Genomic DNA, 15,647 nt, shown 5'->3' on the forward strand with positions numbered 1-15,647 from the left:
GCGTGCAAATGCGACTAATTAAACCGCAGAGTCTACCACTTTCCCTCTCGCAGCAACACGCATGCGCGCGGCTTTCCGTTGTAAAATCAGGCAACAAAGTTTAACCGTTCCCCCCGGCGCGCGTCCCCGCTAGAATAGGAGCAACTTTTTATTAACGTCGCAACACAGTAAGCAGACCTATGGCAAAATTTTCACCGCGCAGCGCGGCCAGGAAACCGCAGCCGGCCGCGGCCGGGCAGATTCGTATCATTGGGGGCCAGTGGCGTGGGCGAAAATTACCCGTGCCCAACAGCCCCGGGCTGCGCCCCACCACCGATCGCGTGCGCGAAACACTGTTTAACTGGCTGACGCCGGTGATCCAGGGCGCACGTTGCCTGGACTGTTTCGCCGGCAGCGGCGCGCTGGGGCTGGAAGCGCTGTCACGTTATGCCGGCAGCGCCACGCTGCTGGAGTTTGAGCGCCCGGTGGCGCAGCAGTTGGAAAAGAACCTGGCACTGCTGCAGGGGCATGGGCAGGTGGTCAACACCAATACGCTGAACTGGCTGGCGGGCGCCGGTGAGCCGTTTGACGTGGTGTTCCTCGATCCCCCGTTCCGCAAAGGGCTGCTGGCAGACACGGTGCAATTGCTGGAGCAACAAGGCTGGCTGGCGGATGAAGCCTGGGTGTATGTAGAGGCCGAAGCCGAAAGCGCCGCCGCAGACGTGCCGGCCAACTGGGCGCTACACCGCGAAAAGGTCGCCGGCCAGGTGGCCTACCGTCTTTATATCCGTTCTGCCAAAGGGGCAACCGAACATGCTGATTAATCTGGGCCGCCTTTTGATGCTGTGCGTATGGGGCTTTTTACTGGCCAATTTGGTCCATCCGTTCCCCAAACCGCTGAAATATTTTATCGACGTGGCGCTGTTCTTCATGGTGGTGATGCACGGCTTGCAATTGGTGCTGCTGAAATCCACCCAGCCCAAGGATCAGCCGATCGGTAAATGGCAGGAAACCAAAATCTTCATCTTCGGCGTGTTCGAGCTGTTGGCCTGGCAAAAGAAGCAGCCGCCGATCAGCAAAAAATAATCGCCTGCCTATGGCTGCTGGGCGCTAAACCCGACAAAGCGTGTTCCCTGCAGGCTTAACGTGCCCTGGGCGCCTTGTTCAATCTGGTTGTACTGCGGCTGCTTGAGCCGCAGCGTGATCGCCTCGCCGCCGCGCAGCGGCTGGAACACCACCTCATAACGCATCGGCTCATTGACGATATGTTCACGCTGGCGCGAGCGGTTGCGGGTGTCGGGGATTTCCCGTTTTTCCGTCACCCTCACCTGCTGGGTGAGCACCGGCGCGCGATCGTTTTCCGCCTCCACGCGGCGCTGGCTGAAATAACGGTGCGTTGCCATCACGGCGATCAGCACCAACACGGCAACCACAATCAACGGCGGCTTACTCATTTTCTCTTTCCTTTGCCCATCAGAACCGTCGCCACCATAACACCAGGAAGAAAGCATTGTCGATCCTGGGCGGGGCACCTACACTGGCAGCATCACATTGGAAACTTTGGAGCGGGTGACCGTCCCTAATGAATAAGGAAAATCTATGAGTTGGCCCTTCCTCGCCGTCTTCTTTTCCGGTTGGCTATTCGTTGACGCAACCTACCGCGGCCCACGCTGGCAGCGCTGGGTATTCAAGCCGGTCACCCTGTTGCTGCTGTTGTTGCTGGCCTGGCAAGCACCGGTGCTCAACGCCGCCGGTTATCTGCTGGTTCTTGGCCTGTTGGCCACGCTGATCGGCGATGCGCTATTACTGTTGCCGCGCGAGCGGGTGCTGTACGCCATCGGCGCGTTCTTTCTTTCGCATCTGCTGTATACGCTCAGCTTCGCCAGCCAGATGACGTTCAGCCTGTTTTGGCCACTGCCGCTGACGCTGTTGATCATCGGCGCCCTGCTGCTGGCCACCATTTGGAGCAAGCTGGAAAACCTGCGCTGGCCGATCGTCGCGTTGGTGGCGATGACGCTGCTGATGGTATGGCTGGCGGGCGAACAGTACTTCCTGCGCAGCACCGATTTTGGCTTCTCGCTGCTGGTGGGCACCTCGCTGCTGTTGCTGGCGAACATCGTGTGGCTGCTGAACCGCTACCGTTTTACCTTCCGCGCTTCGGACGCCATTGTGGCGTTTTGCTATTTTGTCGGCCACTTCCTGATCGTCCGTTCGCTGTACCTGTAGCGCACCGGTCGGTGATCTGCGCTGGCGGCACGCCGGCGCAGGCTCTGGCATTACCGGGCGCACGTTCCCCCTAAGACGCCGTTAGCAACGGTTCTCATTTGGCACTTGACTCTGGAGCCAACTCCAGGGTGTAGAGTTCATGCATGAACACCGTTAACTACCAATCAGGGGGCGTTATGCAGACCCATAAAGCACAGCATCAGGAGCACCAACACCCATCAAGCCACTGCGGCTGCCAGCACAGCCATGCGAAAACCCAGCACGGTTGCAGCAGCACCGCCAGCCATTGCTGCGCTGAAGCTGCGCAAACGCATGAACAGGAGCCAGCGGCCAACGCGGATTGCTGCAGCCTGGCGAGCGAGGCGCCGGACGAGGAAAGCGACAGGCCCCCCGCCGGCGGCCAGCGTTTCAGTTGGAAAATCAACGGAATGGATTGCCCTTCCTGCGCACGCAAAATTGAAAATGCCGTTATCGCCCTGCCCGGCGTTGATAGCGCGCGCGTACTGTTCGCCACCGAAAAGCTGGTGGTCGATGCCCAAAGCGACATCAGCGTTCATGTGCAAAACGCGGTGCAAAACGCCGGTTTCAGCCTGCTTGATGCCCAAGCTCCAGCCGCCGCCAAAGCCGCAACCGCTCGCCTGCGCGAGTTTGGCCCATTGATAGTGCTGATAGCATTAATGGCCGCCAGCGCGGTGATAGAGGCCGTCAACCCGGCATTCGGGCGCATCGCCTTCACCCTCACCACCCTGGTGGGCCTGTACCCCGTTGCCACCCAGGCACTGCGGCTGATCCGCTCCGGCACGCCGTTCGCCATTGAAACACTGATGAGCGTTGCCGCCATCGGGGCGCTGTTTATCGGCGCAACCGCCGAGGCGGCGATGGTATTGCTGCTATTCATGATTGGCGAACATCTGGAGTCTTTCGCCGCCAATCGCGCCCGCCGCGGCGTTAGCGCGCTCATGGCGCTGGTGCCGGAACAGGCGCTGCGTATCAACAACGATGTGCGGGAAACGGTGCCGGTCGCCAGCCTGCGGCCGGGCGATATGATCGAAGTGGCGCCCGGTTCGCGCCTGCCGGTGGATGCCGAACTGCTCAGCCCGTTCGCCAGCTTTGATGAAAGCGCGCTGACCGGCGAATCAGTGCCGGTGGAACGCCAGCAGGGTGAAAAGGTCGCCGCCGGCAGCCTGGTGGCCGATCGTGTCTCGCTGATGAAAGTGGTCTCTGAGCCGGGTAAAAGCGCCATCGACCGCATCCTGCAGTTGATTGAAGAAGCCGAAGAGCGCCGGGCGCCGATTGAGCGTTTTCTCGATCGCTTCAGCCGCTATTACACCCCGGCCATCATGCTGCTGGCAGTGCTGGTGATCCTGATTCCGCCGCTGCTGTTCTCCCTGCCGTGGGAAACCTGGGTATACCGCGGCTTGACGCTGTTGCTGATCGGCTGCCCGTGCGCGCTGGTGATCTCGACCCCGGCGGCCATCACGTCCGGGCTGGCGGCGGCCACCCGCCGCGGCGTGCTGATTAAAGGCGGCGCAGCGCTGGAGCAACTTGGGCAGGTGGAAACCATCGCCTTTGATAAAACCGGCACGCTGACCGAAGGCAAGCCCGCAGTCACCGACGTACAGCCGGGCGCCGAGGTGGATGAGCAACGGCTGCTGGCGCTGGCCGCGGCGGTGGAAGCGGGCTCGCATCACCCGCTGGCGCAGGCCATTATCCGGCACGCCGGGCAAACGGCATTGCCGTCGGCGCAAAACCGCCGGGCGCTGGCGGGGATCGGCGTCTCGGGCGTTATCGATGGAAAAACGATTCTGATCGCCGCCCCCAGCAAGCTGACGGAAAACCCGCTGACCGCCGACTGGCAAGCGCGCATAGCCCAGTTGGAAAACGCTGGCAAAACCGTGGTGGTAGTGTTGGAAGACGGTCGCCCGCTGGGGCTGCTGGCGCTGCGCGACACGGTGCGCAGCGATGCGCGCCAGGCAATCGCCGCGCTGGAGCAGTTGGGCATACGCAGCGTGATGTTGACCGGCGATAACCCGCGCGCCGCAGCGGCCATTGCCGGCCAGTTGGGGTTGGATTACCGCGCCGGGCTGTTGCCGGAAGATAAAGTGCAGGCCATGGTGGCGCTGAGCGCCACGCGTAAAACCGCCATGATCGGCGACGGTATCAACGACGCGCCGGCAATGAAGGCAGCCAGTATTGGCGTTGCCATGGGCAACGGTACCGACGTGGCGTTGGAAACCGCCGATGCGGCGCTGACCCACAACCGCCTGCAGGGCGTGGCGGACATGATCCGCATTTCGCGCGCGACCCACGCCAACATCCGCCAAAACATCACCATCGCGCTTGGCCTGAAAGCGATCTTCCTGGTCACCAGCCTGTTTGGGCTGACCGGGCTGTGGCTGGCGGTGCTGGCGGACTCGGGCGCCACCGCGCTGGTTACCGCCAACGCGCTGCGGCTATTGAAGAAACAGAAGTGAAATCAGCCCTCTGGCCCGGCGGCCAGAGGGTTTGATCGATGTTATTGCCCTTTGCGCAGCAAATACCGGTAGGGGGTTTTATCGGTTTCCTGCGCCAGCAGGGTATGTTCCATAAAACGGCAAAAACCCGGAATATCACGGGTGGTGGCCGGATCGTCGGCGAGGATTAGCAGCGTTTCGCCTTCATTCATATGACGCACGGTTTTGCGCACCATCATCACCGGTTCCGGGCAGCGCAGCCCCAGCGCATCAAGCGTCTGGTCCGCCTGGGAAAAAATGTCACTCATACTCTTTCTTAATCCACAACGTAGTGCAGCGGGCAACCGCCAAATCTGATTGGCGCTTAGTTTACGCCAGTGGTTTTTATGCGCAAGATACGTTAACGTTTGCTTCAAATTTAACCGTTGCATTGGTTGCGCAAACGCGTATCATGCCGCCGCGCACGTAAAATACGCAAAGTTTATCCCTGGGTTCCCTCACCCCATCACTAAAAAGGCGACATCATGTATGCATTTACTCCCCAACAACGCTTAATCGCGTTAGTTTGGCTATCGCTATTCCATATTGCCATCATCACCTCCAGTAACTACCTGGTGCAGCTGCCGATTACCCTTTTTGGCTTCCATACCACCTGGGGGGCCTTCACGTTCCCGTTTATCTTCCTGGCGACCGATTTAACCGTTCGCATCTTTGGCGCCCCGTTGGCCCGGCGGATTATCCTGGCGGTGATGGTACCCGCGCTGTTCATTTCCTATGTGATTTCGACCGTCACCTATCAGGGTGAATGGCAGGGCTTTAGCGCCCTGGGCAGCTTCAACCTGTTTGTCGCGCGCATCGCGGCGGCCAGCTTCATGGCCTATGTGCTTGGCCAGATCCTGGACGTGCACGTCTTCAACCGGCTGCGCCAACGCAGCGCCTGGTGGGTGGCGCCGGCAGCCTCCATGTTCCTTGGCAACATCAGCGATACGCTGGCCTTTTTCTTTATCGCCTTCTACAAGAGCAGCGATGCCTTTATGGCCGCCAACTGGGTGGAGATCGCCCTGGTGGATTACAGCTTCAAGGTGATGATCTGCATGCTGTTCTTCCTGCCGATGTATGGCGTGTTGCTCAATATGCTGCTGAAACGGCTGGCTGTGCGCCGCCAGGACGGCGAGCTGCAGCTCAACTGACCGGCATTTTTGCTGATACGCACCATACTTTACCTGCATGAACATTAGCGGTGATCGCCCGCGGTTATCAGATTATTGCACTGGAAAAGAAAGGCGAAGTGGCTGACTATCGGCTGATGCTAGAAAAACGCTTATAACAACATCTGCCTTGCATTTCAGCGTGGAATACGTTGCGATACATGGAGAAAACGACCTGTAAGGAAAAAGGAAGCCCCATGCGAAAAATAGTAAAAGTAGTGGGTATTGGCCTGATTGCGCTGGGCCTTGCCGCCTGCGACGGACAAACCCAGGAAACCCAGGCGCCGGCGGGCAACAGCAGCAATAACAGCAGTAGCAACACCGCCGCCGCCAACGCCCAGACAGGCTCACAGGTTAGCCTGCTGGGCGGGAAACTGGTCTTTACCCTGCCAAACGGCATGACCGATCAGAGCGGCAAGCTGGGCAATCAGGCGAACAACATGCACGTTTATGCCGACAGCTCCGGCCAACGCGCGGTGATCGTGATCCTGGGCGATAAAACTGCCGACAGCCTGGAAACGCTGGGCCAACGGCTGGAAGAGAAGCAACGCTCCCGCGATGCCAACCTGCAGGTGATCACCAACAAAGCCATTGAAATCGATGGTGTTCCGCTGCGCCAGTTGGACAGCATCATCACCAGTGGCGGCGAGAAAGCCTACTCTTCGATCCTGATCGGCACACTGGACAACCAATTGCTGACCATCCAGATCACGCTGCCGGCGGATAACCAGCAGCAGGCGCAAAGCCAGGCGGAAGGGGTGATCAATACCCTGAAGCTGCAGCAATAACGCCAGCCTGCGCCCTCCCAACCTGGAGGGCGCATCCGGCCGATTACGCCAGTGCCTGCGCCAGCAGGGTGATCGGGTGCTCACAGCGTTTGCCGGTCGACATTTCAATCTGCCATTTGCAGGTTTCACAATCGGTCACCACCAAATCAACCCCGCTTTCCGCAATCTGGCGGAACAACCCGGCGCCAATCCCCTGTGCCGTGGCATAGTTCTCCGATTTAAAGCCATAGGTGCCAGCGATGCCGCAGCACTGTGAGTCCAATACGATCAACTCCAGCCCCGGGATCTGCCGCAACAGTTCCAGCGTGTAGGCCGTCCAGCCCATTTTCTCCATATGGCAGGGCGTATGATACGCCACGCGCAGCGGCGTATGGCGCAAAGGCAGGCGGCGCCCCTGGCTTAGCAGGCGGTAAAGATAGCGTGTGGCCAGCTCAACCCGATCGCGCACCGCTGCCGTATCGACGTCCAACAGGTGCGGGTATTCATCCCGCAGGGTAAAAGTGCAGCTTGATGAGGTCGCCACCACCGGTATCCCGCGCGTCAGCACCATGTCACGCAGCGATTGCAGGTTGGCGTTGGCCTGCTTTTTCGCCTGTTTGATAAAACCGTTGGCGATCAGCGGCACGCCGCAGCATTTCTCCTGTTTGAGCAACTGCACGCCAATATCCAGCGCATTGAATACAGCGATCAGATCCTTGCCCAGTTGCGGATGGTTGTAGTTCACAAAGCAGCCGTGAAAAAACGCCACTTGTTCGGCATAACGCTGCTGCGCCGACGCTTGCTGGCGATACCAACGGCGAAAGGTGCCGAACGAATATTTCGGCAACGTGCGCCGGTGGTCAATCTTCAGCGCCTTATCCAATAATATGCGCACCGGCGGCAGGCCGGTGGCGGTATTGACGATAGGCGCGAACGGCGTCGACAGTGTGCCCATCAAATCGGTGTGGCTAAGGATCGCATCGCGCAACGTCAGTTTGCCGTGGCCGTATTCCGCGCGGGCGCGCTGGATGATGTCGCCAATCTTGACGTCCGATGGGCAAGCCACCTCACAGCGTTTGCAATTGGTGCAGTATTTCAGCGCTTCGTCATACAGCGCCGGATCCTTGCGCCGCAGGCGTTCGCCATCGGGCCCCGCCTGCTTCGGCCCGGGGTACAGCGGATTAACCTGCGCCACCGGGCAATAAGTGGTGCAGACCGTGCATTTGATGCAGCTTTCAAAACTCTGGTCTTTCGAGAGGCTCATGCGGCTTCCCCTTGCGCAAGGATCTGTTGCGCGACATGTAACGCCCCGATGAGCGAAACGCCGCCGCCGCACCCTTGGTACAGCGGATCAAAACCGCCCGTCACCGCCCCGATGGCATACAGATTCGGTATGGCTTTGCCCTGCTTCTGCGCTCGCAGTTGATTATCGGTGCGCACGCCGAACTGCAAATAAGGCTGCGGCGCGAAGAAATCAGCCCGGCTCCAGTCAGCCCGCTCGGCTTTGCTGAACACGTCCAGCCCGAACACCGGCTCCCGTATCCGATCAAATTCGGCCACCAGCCCGTTGCTGAAGAAACTGCCGCTGGCCAACACCACCTGCTGCGGGCGCAGCGGAATGTCGCCATGGTTGCGGGTATACAGGCAGGTCACCCGCCCCTGCGTCAGTTCTGCCCGCTGCACGGCGTCGCCGGGCATAAACACGCCGCCCAACCGCTGCAGGCGTTGGCGCAGCGCCTGGTGCAGCCGCATCCCCAGTACCGAAGGCGGCAACGTTGGCAACAGGCACACCGGCTTGCCGAGCGCCGTACGCAGCATCGCCAGTGGTTGTTCGCTTTCCAGCCCCAAGCAGGCCGGCAGGAACAGCGCTTGTGCATCGGCCACCAACGGGTGCAAGGCCTGCCCCAGCGCGGCGATATTTTCCGCCCGATCCAGCACCCGGGCGATATTCACCGCACGGAACTCACTGGGGTTATTACGCAGGCGATCCAGCGCCGGCAAATGCAGCTGTTCCACCCAAGCCGTGATGCCCTGCTCGCGCGCCAGCGCGCTGGCGGTCAGCTGTGGTTGGAAATCAAGAAAACCCTCGATGCCCACCACGGCAACCTTTTGCCAGGGCAGTTGCCCTTGCCATGGCGCGGTGGGCACCGCCTGCGGGCTAAGCCAGGTGGCGCGCTGCGTGCCAAGCGGCGTAATGCGCAGATGATTGAGAACACAACTGCCCTGCAAAGGCACGCCGCAGCGCTGCAACAGCTGTTCCGCTTCCCCGGCCAGCACCGCCACCTGCGCGGCGCCGATCAGGCTGTAGGGGTGCTGTGGCGCCTGCTGCGCCAGCGCGAGCAACGCATCCAGCGGCCTGGCCACCGGCGAGCCGTCGGGCAGGCGCGCCAGTAAATCAAGCGAACCGGAAGAAAAGTAGAGCGCGCTTTGCCCAGCGCCGATCACCGCGCAGCGCTTGCCGCGTTCCGCCAGGCGGATCGCGCAGCTCAGGCCGGCTAACCCGCCGCCAATCACCACCACGTCAAATTGCATCTTCGGCCTCCTGCCCAGCGCCTTCATCAAGCCCGCACAGCCCCTGATAAACCCAACTGGTGAATTCGCTTTCGCGTAACGCATCCCCCCAGGCGATGGGCCGCACGCCCTTCCAACGTTCGTTAAGGAAATGGGATAGCTGGGCGATCGACTGCAGCGGCGTGGCCGCCTTAAAGCGCGCCAACAACCCGGCGGCGCGGCAGGCGCACAGCTCGCCCTGGCAGGTGCCCATGCCGACGCGGGTGCGGCGGCGGAGATCGATCAGGTTATTCACCGCCAACGCATTCACCGCGTAGCGCACTTCCCCGGCGGTGACGGCTTCGCACTCGCACACCAGGCTGTTGTCCAGACGGCTGCCAGCCGGCACCAGACCGGCGCGATCGCCGTGGCGGTATACCGCCGAGCCGCGAATGCTGGCGGGCAGGCCGGCCGCGCCGCGCGCCGTTTCCTCCGCCGTGCGCTCGGAGCCGGGCAACACAGCCGCCGCAGTGCTGCACGGCACGTTAACCCCGAGTTTTTCACAAACCTTATCGGTGGCCCATTCGGCCATCAGACGGTAGGTCATCAGTTTGCCGCCGGTGATGGTGATAAAGCCTTCCAGCCCGTCGCGGGCGGCGTGATCCAGCAGTACGATGCCACGGCTGACGTTACGTCCGGAAGGATCGTCATCGCTGGCCACCAGCGGCCGCACCCCGGCATAGGCCCGCAGGATACGGGTCTGCGCCAGCGCCGGCGCCAACAGCGCGCCTTCGCGGATCAGGATCTCCACTTCCTGCGGCGTCACCACCATATTGTCGATCTGGTCGTAATCAATGTGGGTTGAGGTCGTGCCAATCAGCGAGATGGTATCGCCCGGCACCAGGATGTCGGCGTCCGCCGGCTTGCGGCAGCGGTTGATTACCATGTTATTGATACGGTGCCCAAGGATCAGCAATGCCCCTTTAGCCGGGAACATACGCACGCGCAGATCGGCATATTCCGCGATTTGTTGGCCCCAGATACCGGTCGCGTTAACCACCACCGGGGCATGAAGGGCGTACTGCCGCGCCGACTGATGGTCAAAAACGCGCACGCCGGTCACCCGATCGCCGCTGCGCAGTAGGCTGGTCACCTGGTGATAGGTGAAGATTTGCGCGCCGTGTTCACGGGCATCAAGCATATTGGCGGCGGTCAGGCGGAATGGATCGACAGTGCCGTCAGGCACCCTCACCGCACCGATTAACGCCGGATTGGCCGCCGGTTCCAGGCGCAGCGCCAGTTGCGGATCGATAGCCTGCGCGTTAATGTCCGCCTGCCGGCAGGCAGCGATAAACTGCTGCTGATAGTCCAGCGAATCCTGCGGCAACGTAATAAACAGGCCGTCGGTGCGTTCGATACAGTGGTGGGCGATACGCTTGAGGATGCGATTTTCTTCAATACATTCGCGCGCGGATTCGCTATCCGTTACCGCATAGCGCGCGCCGCTGTGCAACAGGCCATGATTGCGCCCGGTGGCCCCAGTGGCGATGTCATACCGTTCCAACAGGATGCAGCGCAGGCCACGGCGCGCGCAGTCACGGGCGATCCCCGCCCCGGTCGCTCCGCCGCCGATAATGATCACATCCGTTTCGCTGCCAGGTGCATTGTGGCCCATTTAAGCCCCCAAACGCTGTGGTTATGGGTTTATTTATCCACAATCCGTGAGGTTTTTGTTTGATAAGAAACAAAAACGAGCAAGAAACGAAAATACAATGTCCATAAAAAACCATATTTGTGAACATCATCACGCCTTGCAGCCGCTTATCTATTTCATAACGTTAACGAATCACTCAAAATCCGCCATGCCTTCATAAAACTGTAACAAATGCGCGATTCATCACAGTTGGCACTCTGGGCTTTCACTAGGATGGCGCCGGTGATGAAACATGATCCTGATAACGCGACCTCTATCCCTCACAACGAACGGTTGATGACATAAACAATACAAGCCATCGGAGGCAAGAATGTTGAGTATTTTCAAGCCCGCAGCCCACACCGCCCGTGTGCCGGCAGAACAGGTGGACCCGCTCTACCGCAAACTGCGCTGGCAGATTTTTATGGGAATTTTCTTCGGCTATGCCGCTTACTATCTGGTGCGTAAAAACTTTACCCTGGCGATGCCATACCTGATCGATCAAGGCTTTAGCCGTGGCGATCTGGGCTTTGCGCTGTCCGGCATTTCCATCGCCTATGGGTTTTCCAAATTTATCATGGGTTCGGTATCCGATCGTTCCAACCCGCGCGTGTTCCTGCCCGCCGGGCTGATCCTGGCGGCGGCGGTGATGCTGTTTATGGGTTTTGTGCCCTGGGCGACTTCCAGTATCGCCGTCATGTTTGTGCTGCTGTTCCTGTGCGGCTGGTTCCAGGGCATGGGGTGGCCTCCGTGCGGCCGTACCATGGTGCACTGGTGGTCGCAAAAAGAACGCGGCAGCATCGTTTCGGTGTGGAACTGCGCTCATAACGTGGGCGGCGGCCTGCCGCCGCTGCTGTTCCTGCTGGGGATGGCCTGGTTCAACGACTGGCATGCGGCGCTGTATATGCCGGCCTTCGGCGCAGTTCTGGTCGCGCTGATCGCCTTTGGCCTGATGCGCGATACCCCGCAATCCTGCGGCCTGCCGCCGATTGAAGAATACAAAAACGACTACCCGAGCGATTACAGCGAAGAAGCGGAACAGGAGCTGACCGCAAAACAGATCTTCATGCAGTACGTACTGCCAAACAAACTGCTGTGGTACATCGCCGTCGCCAACGTGTTTGTCTATCTGCTGCGCTACGGCGTGCTGGACTGGTCGCCGACCTATCTGAAAGAGGTGAAGCACTTCGCGCTGGATAAATCATCCTGGGCTTACTTCCTGTACGAATATGCCGGTATTCCCGGCACGTTGCTGTGCGGCTGGATGTCGGACAAAGTGTTCAAAGGCAACCGCGGCGCCACCGGCGTGTTCTTCATGACGCTGGTGACCATCGCCACCATCGTGTTCTGGCTGAACCCACCCGGCAACCCGACGGTGGATATGATGTGTATGTTGGTTATCGGCTTCCTGATTTACGGCCCGGTCATGCTGATCGGCCTGCACGCTCTGGAGCTGGCGCCGAAGAAAGCCGCCGGCACGGCGGCGGGCTTCACCGGCCTGTTCGGCTACCTGGGCGGTTCGGTGGCCGCCAGCGCCATCGTCGGCTACACAGTGGATTTCTTCGGCTGGGACGGCGGCTTTATGGTGATGATCGGCGGCAGCATGCTGGCGGTTATCCTGCTGCTGCTGACCATGCTAAGCGAGAAGAAGCACCACGCCGCGCTGGCCAACAAACGCGGCTAACTGTCATATAGCCGCAGTAACCTTTACAGGCCGCATTGCGGCCTTTTTATTCCCTGTGCACTTATGGAGAAGAACATGCGGACTCAGATCAATACCTTATTGGCAGGCATTTTATTCGCCGCCGCAATGAACAGCACGGCCTACGCCGCCGATAAGCTGGTGATTGCCCATCGCGGCGCCAGCGGTTATCTGCCGGAACATACCCTGTCGGCCAAGGCAATGGCCTATGCGCAAGGCGCCGATTTCCTTGAACAAGATCTGGTGATGACCAAGGATGACGAGCTGGTGGTGCTGCACGATCACTATCTGGATCGCGTAACCGACGTGGCGCAACGCTTCCCGGATCGCATGCGTAAAGACGGCCGCTATTACGCCATCGATTTCACCCTGGCGGAGATCAAATCGCTGGCGTTCACCGAAGGGTTCACCATCAAGGACGGCAAAGCGGTACAAAGCTACCCCGGCCGCTTCCCGATGGGCAAGTCGAGCTTCCGTGTGCATACTTTCCAGGAAGAAATCGAGTTTGTTCAGGGCCTGAACCACTCCACCGGCAAAAATATCGGTATCTACCCGGAAATCAAAGCGCCGTGGTTCCACCGGCAGGAAGGCAAAGATATTTCCAGCAAGGTGTTAGCGGTGCTGAAGCAGTATGGCTATACCGGCAAAAACGACAACGTCTACCTGCAATGCTTTGACGCCAACGAATTGAAACGCATCAAGAACACGCTGGAACCCGCCATGGGGATGGACTTGAAGCTGATACAGCTGATCGCCTATACCGACTGGCATGAAACTTACCAACAGCAGCCGGACGGCAAGTGGGTCAACTATGACTACGACTGGATGTTCAAACCAGGGGCGATGAAACAAATTGCCCAATACGCCGACGGCATCGGGCCGGATTACCATATGCTGGTCGCCGCTGACCAATCACAGCCGGGCAAGGTGGTGCTGACGACGATGACGAAAGAGGCGCATGCCAGCCGGCTGCAGGTGCACCCGTTCACCATCCGCGCCGACGCGCTGCCGAAATACGTCACCAACGTCACCCAACTGTTTGACGTAATCTATAACCGGGCCGGCGCTGATGGCGTGTTCACCGATTTCCCGGACAAAGCCGTGCAGTTCCTGCAAAAACAGGGGCAGCGTAAATCCGCGGCGGTGATGGATCAGTAAACCGTTTCATTAAAGTGCAAGCATGAAGCGGGCTGGAAAAGCCAGGGGCGCAAACATCACGCCCCGGTGATAACCGCTTAAGACAGGAACATCTTGCGCAGATAGTGCGGCACGGCGTCATCCACGTTAGAGCCAATCACGTCGAGCTGGGGCAGCTTGTTCTTTAGGCGCTGGTGGGCATCGCGCATGATGCAGCCTTTGCCGGCCATCGACAGCATTTCCAGATCGTTCATTCCGTCGCCGAAGGCGATGCAATCTTTGAGCGTATAGCCCATGATTTTCGCCACTTCATCCAATGCCCGCCCTTTCGAGACGCCGCCGGCCATCACTTCCAGGCAAGTGGGGAATGAGAAGCTGACATTAACCCGATCGCCCCAGCGGGCGTTGATAGCGTCTTCCAACGGCAATAGCTTTTCGTGATCGTCACAGGTGAAATACACCTTGCACACGCCGTCGGTGTCCAGCAGAGCCGGTTCAAACAGGTGATATTTGAAGATCGACTCCTGGAAGAATTCCTTCTGCTCCGGGCTTTCGCGGTCAATGTACCAATCGTCGTTACGGTAAACGTTGGTGGTGATATGCGGATTGTTATGCACAATGCCGTAGAGATCGCGCGCAATGTCCGCGTCCAGATCGTGGCTGAAGATCAGATCGCCCGCCGTGTTATGCACCCGTGCGCCGTTGGAGGTGATCATAAAAGCGCTGATTTCGAGGTTATCGCGGATCTGCGAAACGTCAACGTGATGGCGCCCAGTGGCGAAAACAAAATGTACGCCGCGCTGCGTCAGCAACCTCAACGTTTCTTTGGCAAACGGCGTCAGCGTGTGGTCGGGCGATAGCAGCGTGCCATCTAAATCGGATGCAACGACATGATACATAGCGATACGTTCTAACCTCTGATGGAATTATCGGCGGCGCGGGCGCCGCTGAATGGGTGTTGAGCAAAGAAGCGCAGGATTACGTTCAATGCTTCGGCGCGCATCTCGTCCCGCTCAAACAGGATCTCATGGCGTGCACCTTTGATAACCCGCGGTTTGCCTCCTTTACAAGGGTGCCCCGCGTCTGACATTGCCTGACAAAAAGCCAAATGAGCGTGGTTATCGACAACCCGATCCTCACTGGCCTGTAATAATAAAAGCGGCGTGGTTATTTTCGCCGCCATGGCTATCACCTGATGCCCGGCCCAGATACTCTCCCGCACCCAGTGATAGGTTGGCCCACCGACCCGCAGTTCCGGGTAATCGGCGTAATAACGCAGATTGCGGCGATAACGCTCGCGGCTGTGGGTCAGCATGTTGACCACGTACGGCAGCGGCCGCCACTGGCCGGTGCCCACCGCGTAGTAATCGCGCATCGGCGGGTGCCTTTCCGCCCAGTTGAGGATCTGGCCTGCCACCCAGCCCGGCATCGGCAAGTGGATGCCAAACATTGGCGCGCACAGTGCGGCGGCGTCAAAGGCACTGGGCCGGCGTGCCAGAAACAGTGCTAGTATCGCCCCGCCCATCGAATGGGCCAGCGCATAACACTGCCGATAACCGCGCGGCGCCACCTGCTTCAAGTAAAAATTTTCAAAATCATCGACGTAGTCGGTGAAGTTTACCACATGGCCACGGTGCGAATCGGCCAGCAACCGCCCAGAGCGCCCCTGGCCACGGTGATCGATAATCATCACGTCAAAGCCACGATGGAACAGATCGTAAGCCACCTCAGGGTATTTCACGTAGCTTTCGATACGGCCGGGGCTGACCACCACCACCCGATGATGGCGCATAGAGCAAAAGCGCACGTAGCGAATAGGCACGCCGTCAACGCCGGTAAACTCACCTTCTTCACGCTGGTGCCAAAAGTCCAACAACGGCCCGGTGGCGAACGCGGCAAACTGTGTTTCGCGCGTTAACCAGTCATCGGTGTTGAATGTAAACGAGGTCATCGGTGCCTTTCCCTGTGTAACAAATGTGACCGCTGGCACAA

At 59.4% G+C, this 15,647-nt stretch carries 15 protein-coding genes and 1 pseudogene; 9 read left to right on the forward strand and 7 right to left on the reverse strand.

What is annotated here, in order from left to right; all coding sequences use genetic code 11:
• Positions 1–179 precede the first annotated feature (179 nt).
• Both rsmD and AC559G_RS13300 read left to right on the forward strand, forming a co-directional pair.
• On the forward strand, positions 180–803 hold the full coding sequence (gene rsmD / locus AC559G_RS13295) for an RsmD family RNA methyltransferase (protein WP_498912845.1): 624 nt from the start codon (positions 180–182) through the stop codon (positions 801–803).
• Complete coding sequence (locus tag AC559G_RS13300) at positions 793–1,065, forward strand: DUF1145 family protein (RefSeq protein WP_438599425.1); 273 nt, start codon at positions 793–795, stop codon at positions 1,063–1,065. Before rsmD ends, AC559G_RS13300 begins: the two co-directional genes overlap by 11 nt.
• Before the next feature lie 8 nt (positions 1,066–1,073).
• Here AC559G_RS13300 and AC559G_RS13305 read toward each other — a convergent pair whose 3' ends face one another.
• Positions 1,074–1,433, reverse strand: a complete 360-nt coding sequence (locus AC559G_RS13305) for a DUF2500 domain-containing protein (protein WP_498912846.1) — start codon at positions 1,431–1,433, stop codon at positions 1,074–1,076.
• A gap of 145 nt (positions 1,434–1,578) precedes the next feature.
• On the opposite strand from AC559G_RS13305, the gene AC559G_RS13310 reads away from it, so the two are divergent.
• Together AC559G_RS13310 and AC559G_RS13315 are read left to right on the forward strand one after the other, a co-directional pair.
• The gene (locus AC559G_RS13310; protein WP_438599426.1) at positions 1,579–2,205 is read left to right on the forward strand and encodes a lysoplasmalogenase; all 627 of its coding nucleotides are present in this window, start codon (positions 1,579–1,581) and stop codon (positions 2,203–2,205) included.
• A 176-nt stretch (positions 2,206–2,381) separates the two neighbouring features.
• The gene (locus AC559G_RS13315) at positions 2,382–4,679 is read left to right on the forward strand and encodes a heavy metal translocating P-type ATPase (RefSeq protein ID WP_498912847.1); all 2,298 of its coding nucleotides are present in this window, start codon (positions 2,382–2,384) and stop codon (positions 4,677–4,679) included.
• 41 nt (positions 4,680–4,720) lie between these two features.
• Here AC559G_RS13315 and tusA read toward each other — a convergent pair whose 3' ends face one another.
• The gene (gene tusA / locus AC559G_RS13320) at positions 4,721–4,966 is read right to left on the reverse strand and encodes a sulfurtransferase TusA (RefSeq protein WP_095846334.1); all 246 of its coding nucleotides are present in this window, start codon (positions 4,964–4,966) and stop codon (positions 4,721–4,723) included.
• A 216-nt stretch (positions 4,967–5,182) separates the two neighbouring features.
• Here tusA and AC559G_RS13325 point away from each other — a divergent pair, with 216 nt between their 5' ends.
• The 3 genes and pseudogenes from AC559G_RS13325 to AC559G_RS13335 all read left to right on the forward strand — a co-directional run bounded on the left by AC559G_RS13325 (position 5,183) and on the right by AC559G_RS13335 (position 6,654).
• Positions 5,183–5,848 carry a 7-cyano-7-deazaguanine/7-aminomethyl-7-deazaguanine transporter gene (locus tag AC559G_RS13325; RefSeq protein WP_121552781.1) on the forward strand — a complete coding sequence of 222 codons (666 nt, stop codon included), beginning with the start codon at positions 5,183–5,185 and terminating at the stop codon, positions 5,846–5,848.
• Positions 5,849–5,898: 50 nt separating this feature from the next.
• A pseudogene (locus AC559G_RS13330) lies at positions 5,899–5,985 on the forward strand (GNAT family N-acetyltransferase); the annotation flags it as partial.
• A 78-nt stretch (positions 5,986–6,063) separates the two neighbouring features.
• Positions 6,064–6,654: a DcrB family protein gene (locus AC559G_RS13335; RefSeq protein WP_498912848.1), complete on the forward strand. Its 591-nt coding sequence runs from the start codon at positions 6,064–6,066 to the stop codon at positions 6,652–6,654.
• A gap of 43 nt (positions 6,655–6,697) precedes the next feature.
• Here the strand turns inward: AC559G_RS13335 and glpC are convergent, their stop codons facing one another.
• Genes glpC through glpA form a run of 3 tightly spaced genes read right to left on the reverse strand, consistent with a single transcriptional unit; the run spans position 6,698 to position 10,798 of the window.
• Positions 6,698–7,897 (reverse strand): anaerobic glycerol-3-phosphate dehydrogenase subunit GlpC, encoded by a 1,200-nt coding sequence (glpC, locus tag AC559G_RS13340; protein WP_498912849.1) that lies wholly within the window; start codon positions 7,895–7,897, stop codon positions 6,698–6,700.
• Positions 7,894–9,165, reverse strand: coding sequence for an anaerobic glycerol-3-phosphate dehydrogenase subunit B (glpB, locus tag AC559G_RS13345; protein ID WP_498912850.1), 1,272 nt, complete (start codon positions 9,163–9,165; stop codon positions 7,894–7,896). The genes glpC and glpB overlap by 4 nt, the downstream gene beginning before the upstream one ends.
• The gene (glpA, locus tag AC559G_RS13350) at positions 9,155–10,798 is read right to left on the reverse strand and encodes an anaerobic glycerol-3-phosphate dehydrogenase subunit A (protein ID WP_498912851.1); all 1,644 of its coding nucleotides are present in this window, start codon (positions 10,796–10,798) and stop codon (positions 9,155–9,157) included. The genes glpB and glpA overlap by 11 nt, the downstream gene beginning before the upstream one ends.
• A 349-nt stretch (positions 10,799–11,147) precedes the next feature.
• Here glpA and glpT point away from each other — a divergent pair, with 349 nt between their 5' ends.
• Together glpT and glpQ are read left to right on the forward strand one after the other, a co-directional pair.
• A complete protein-coding gene (glpT, locus tag AC559G_RS13355; protein ID WP_121525842.1) occupies positions 11,148–12,500 on the forward strand; it encodes a glycerol-3-phosphate transporter in 1,353 nt (450 codons plus the stop codon).
• A gap of 75 nt (positions 12,501–12,575) precedes the next feature.
• On the forward strand, positions 12,576–13,676 hold the full coding sequence (glpQ, locus tag AC559G_RS13360; protein ID WP_498912852.1) for a glycerophosphoryl diester phosphodiesterase: 1,101 nt from the start codon (positions 12,576–12,578) through the stop codon (positions 13,674–13,676).
• 77 nt (positions 13,677–13,753) lie between these two features.
• On the opposite strand, the gene yigL is transcribed toward glpQ, so the two are convergent.
• Complete coding sequence (gene yigL / locus AC559G_RS13365) at positions 13,754–14,554, reverse strand: sugar/pyridoxal phosphate phosphatase YigL (RefSeq protein ID WP_438598636.1); 801 nt, start codon at positions 14,552–14,554, stop codon at positions 13,754–13,756.
• Positions 14,555–14,565: 11 nt separating this feature from the next.
• A complete protein-coding gene (pldB, locus tag AC559G_RS13370; RefSeq protein WP_498912853.1) occupies positions 14,566–15,606 on the reverse strand; it encodes a lysophospholipase L2 in 1,041 nt (346 codons plus the stop codon).
• Between the last annotated feature and the right edge of the window lie 41 nt (positions 15,607–15,647).

This window comes from Gibbsiella greigii (genome assembly GCF_039540155.1).
Lineage (GTDB): Bacteria > Pseudomonadota > Gammaproteobacteria > Enterobacterales > Enterobacteriaceae > Gibbsiella > Gibbsiella quercinecans.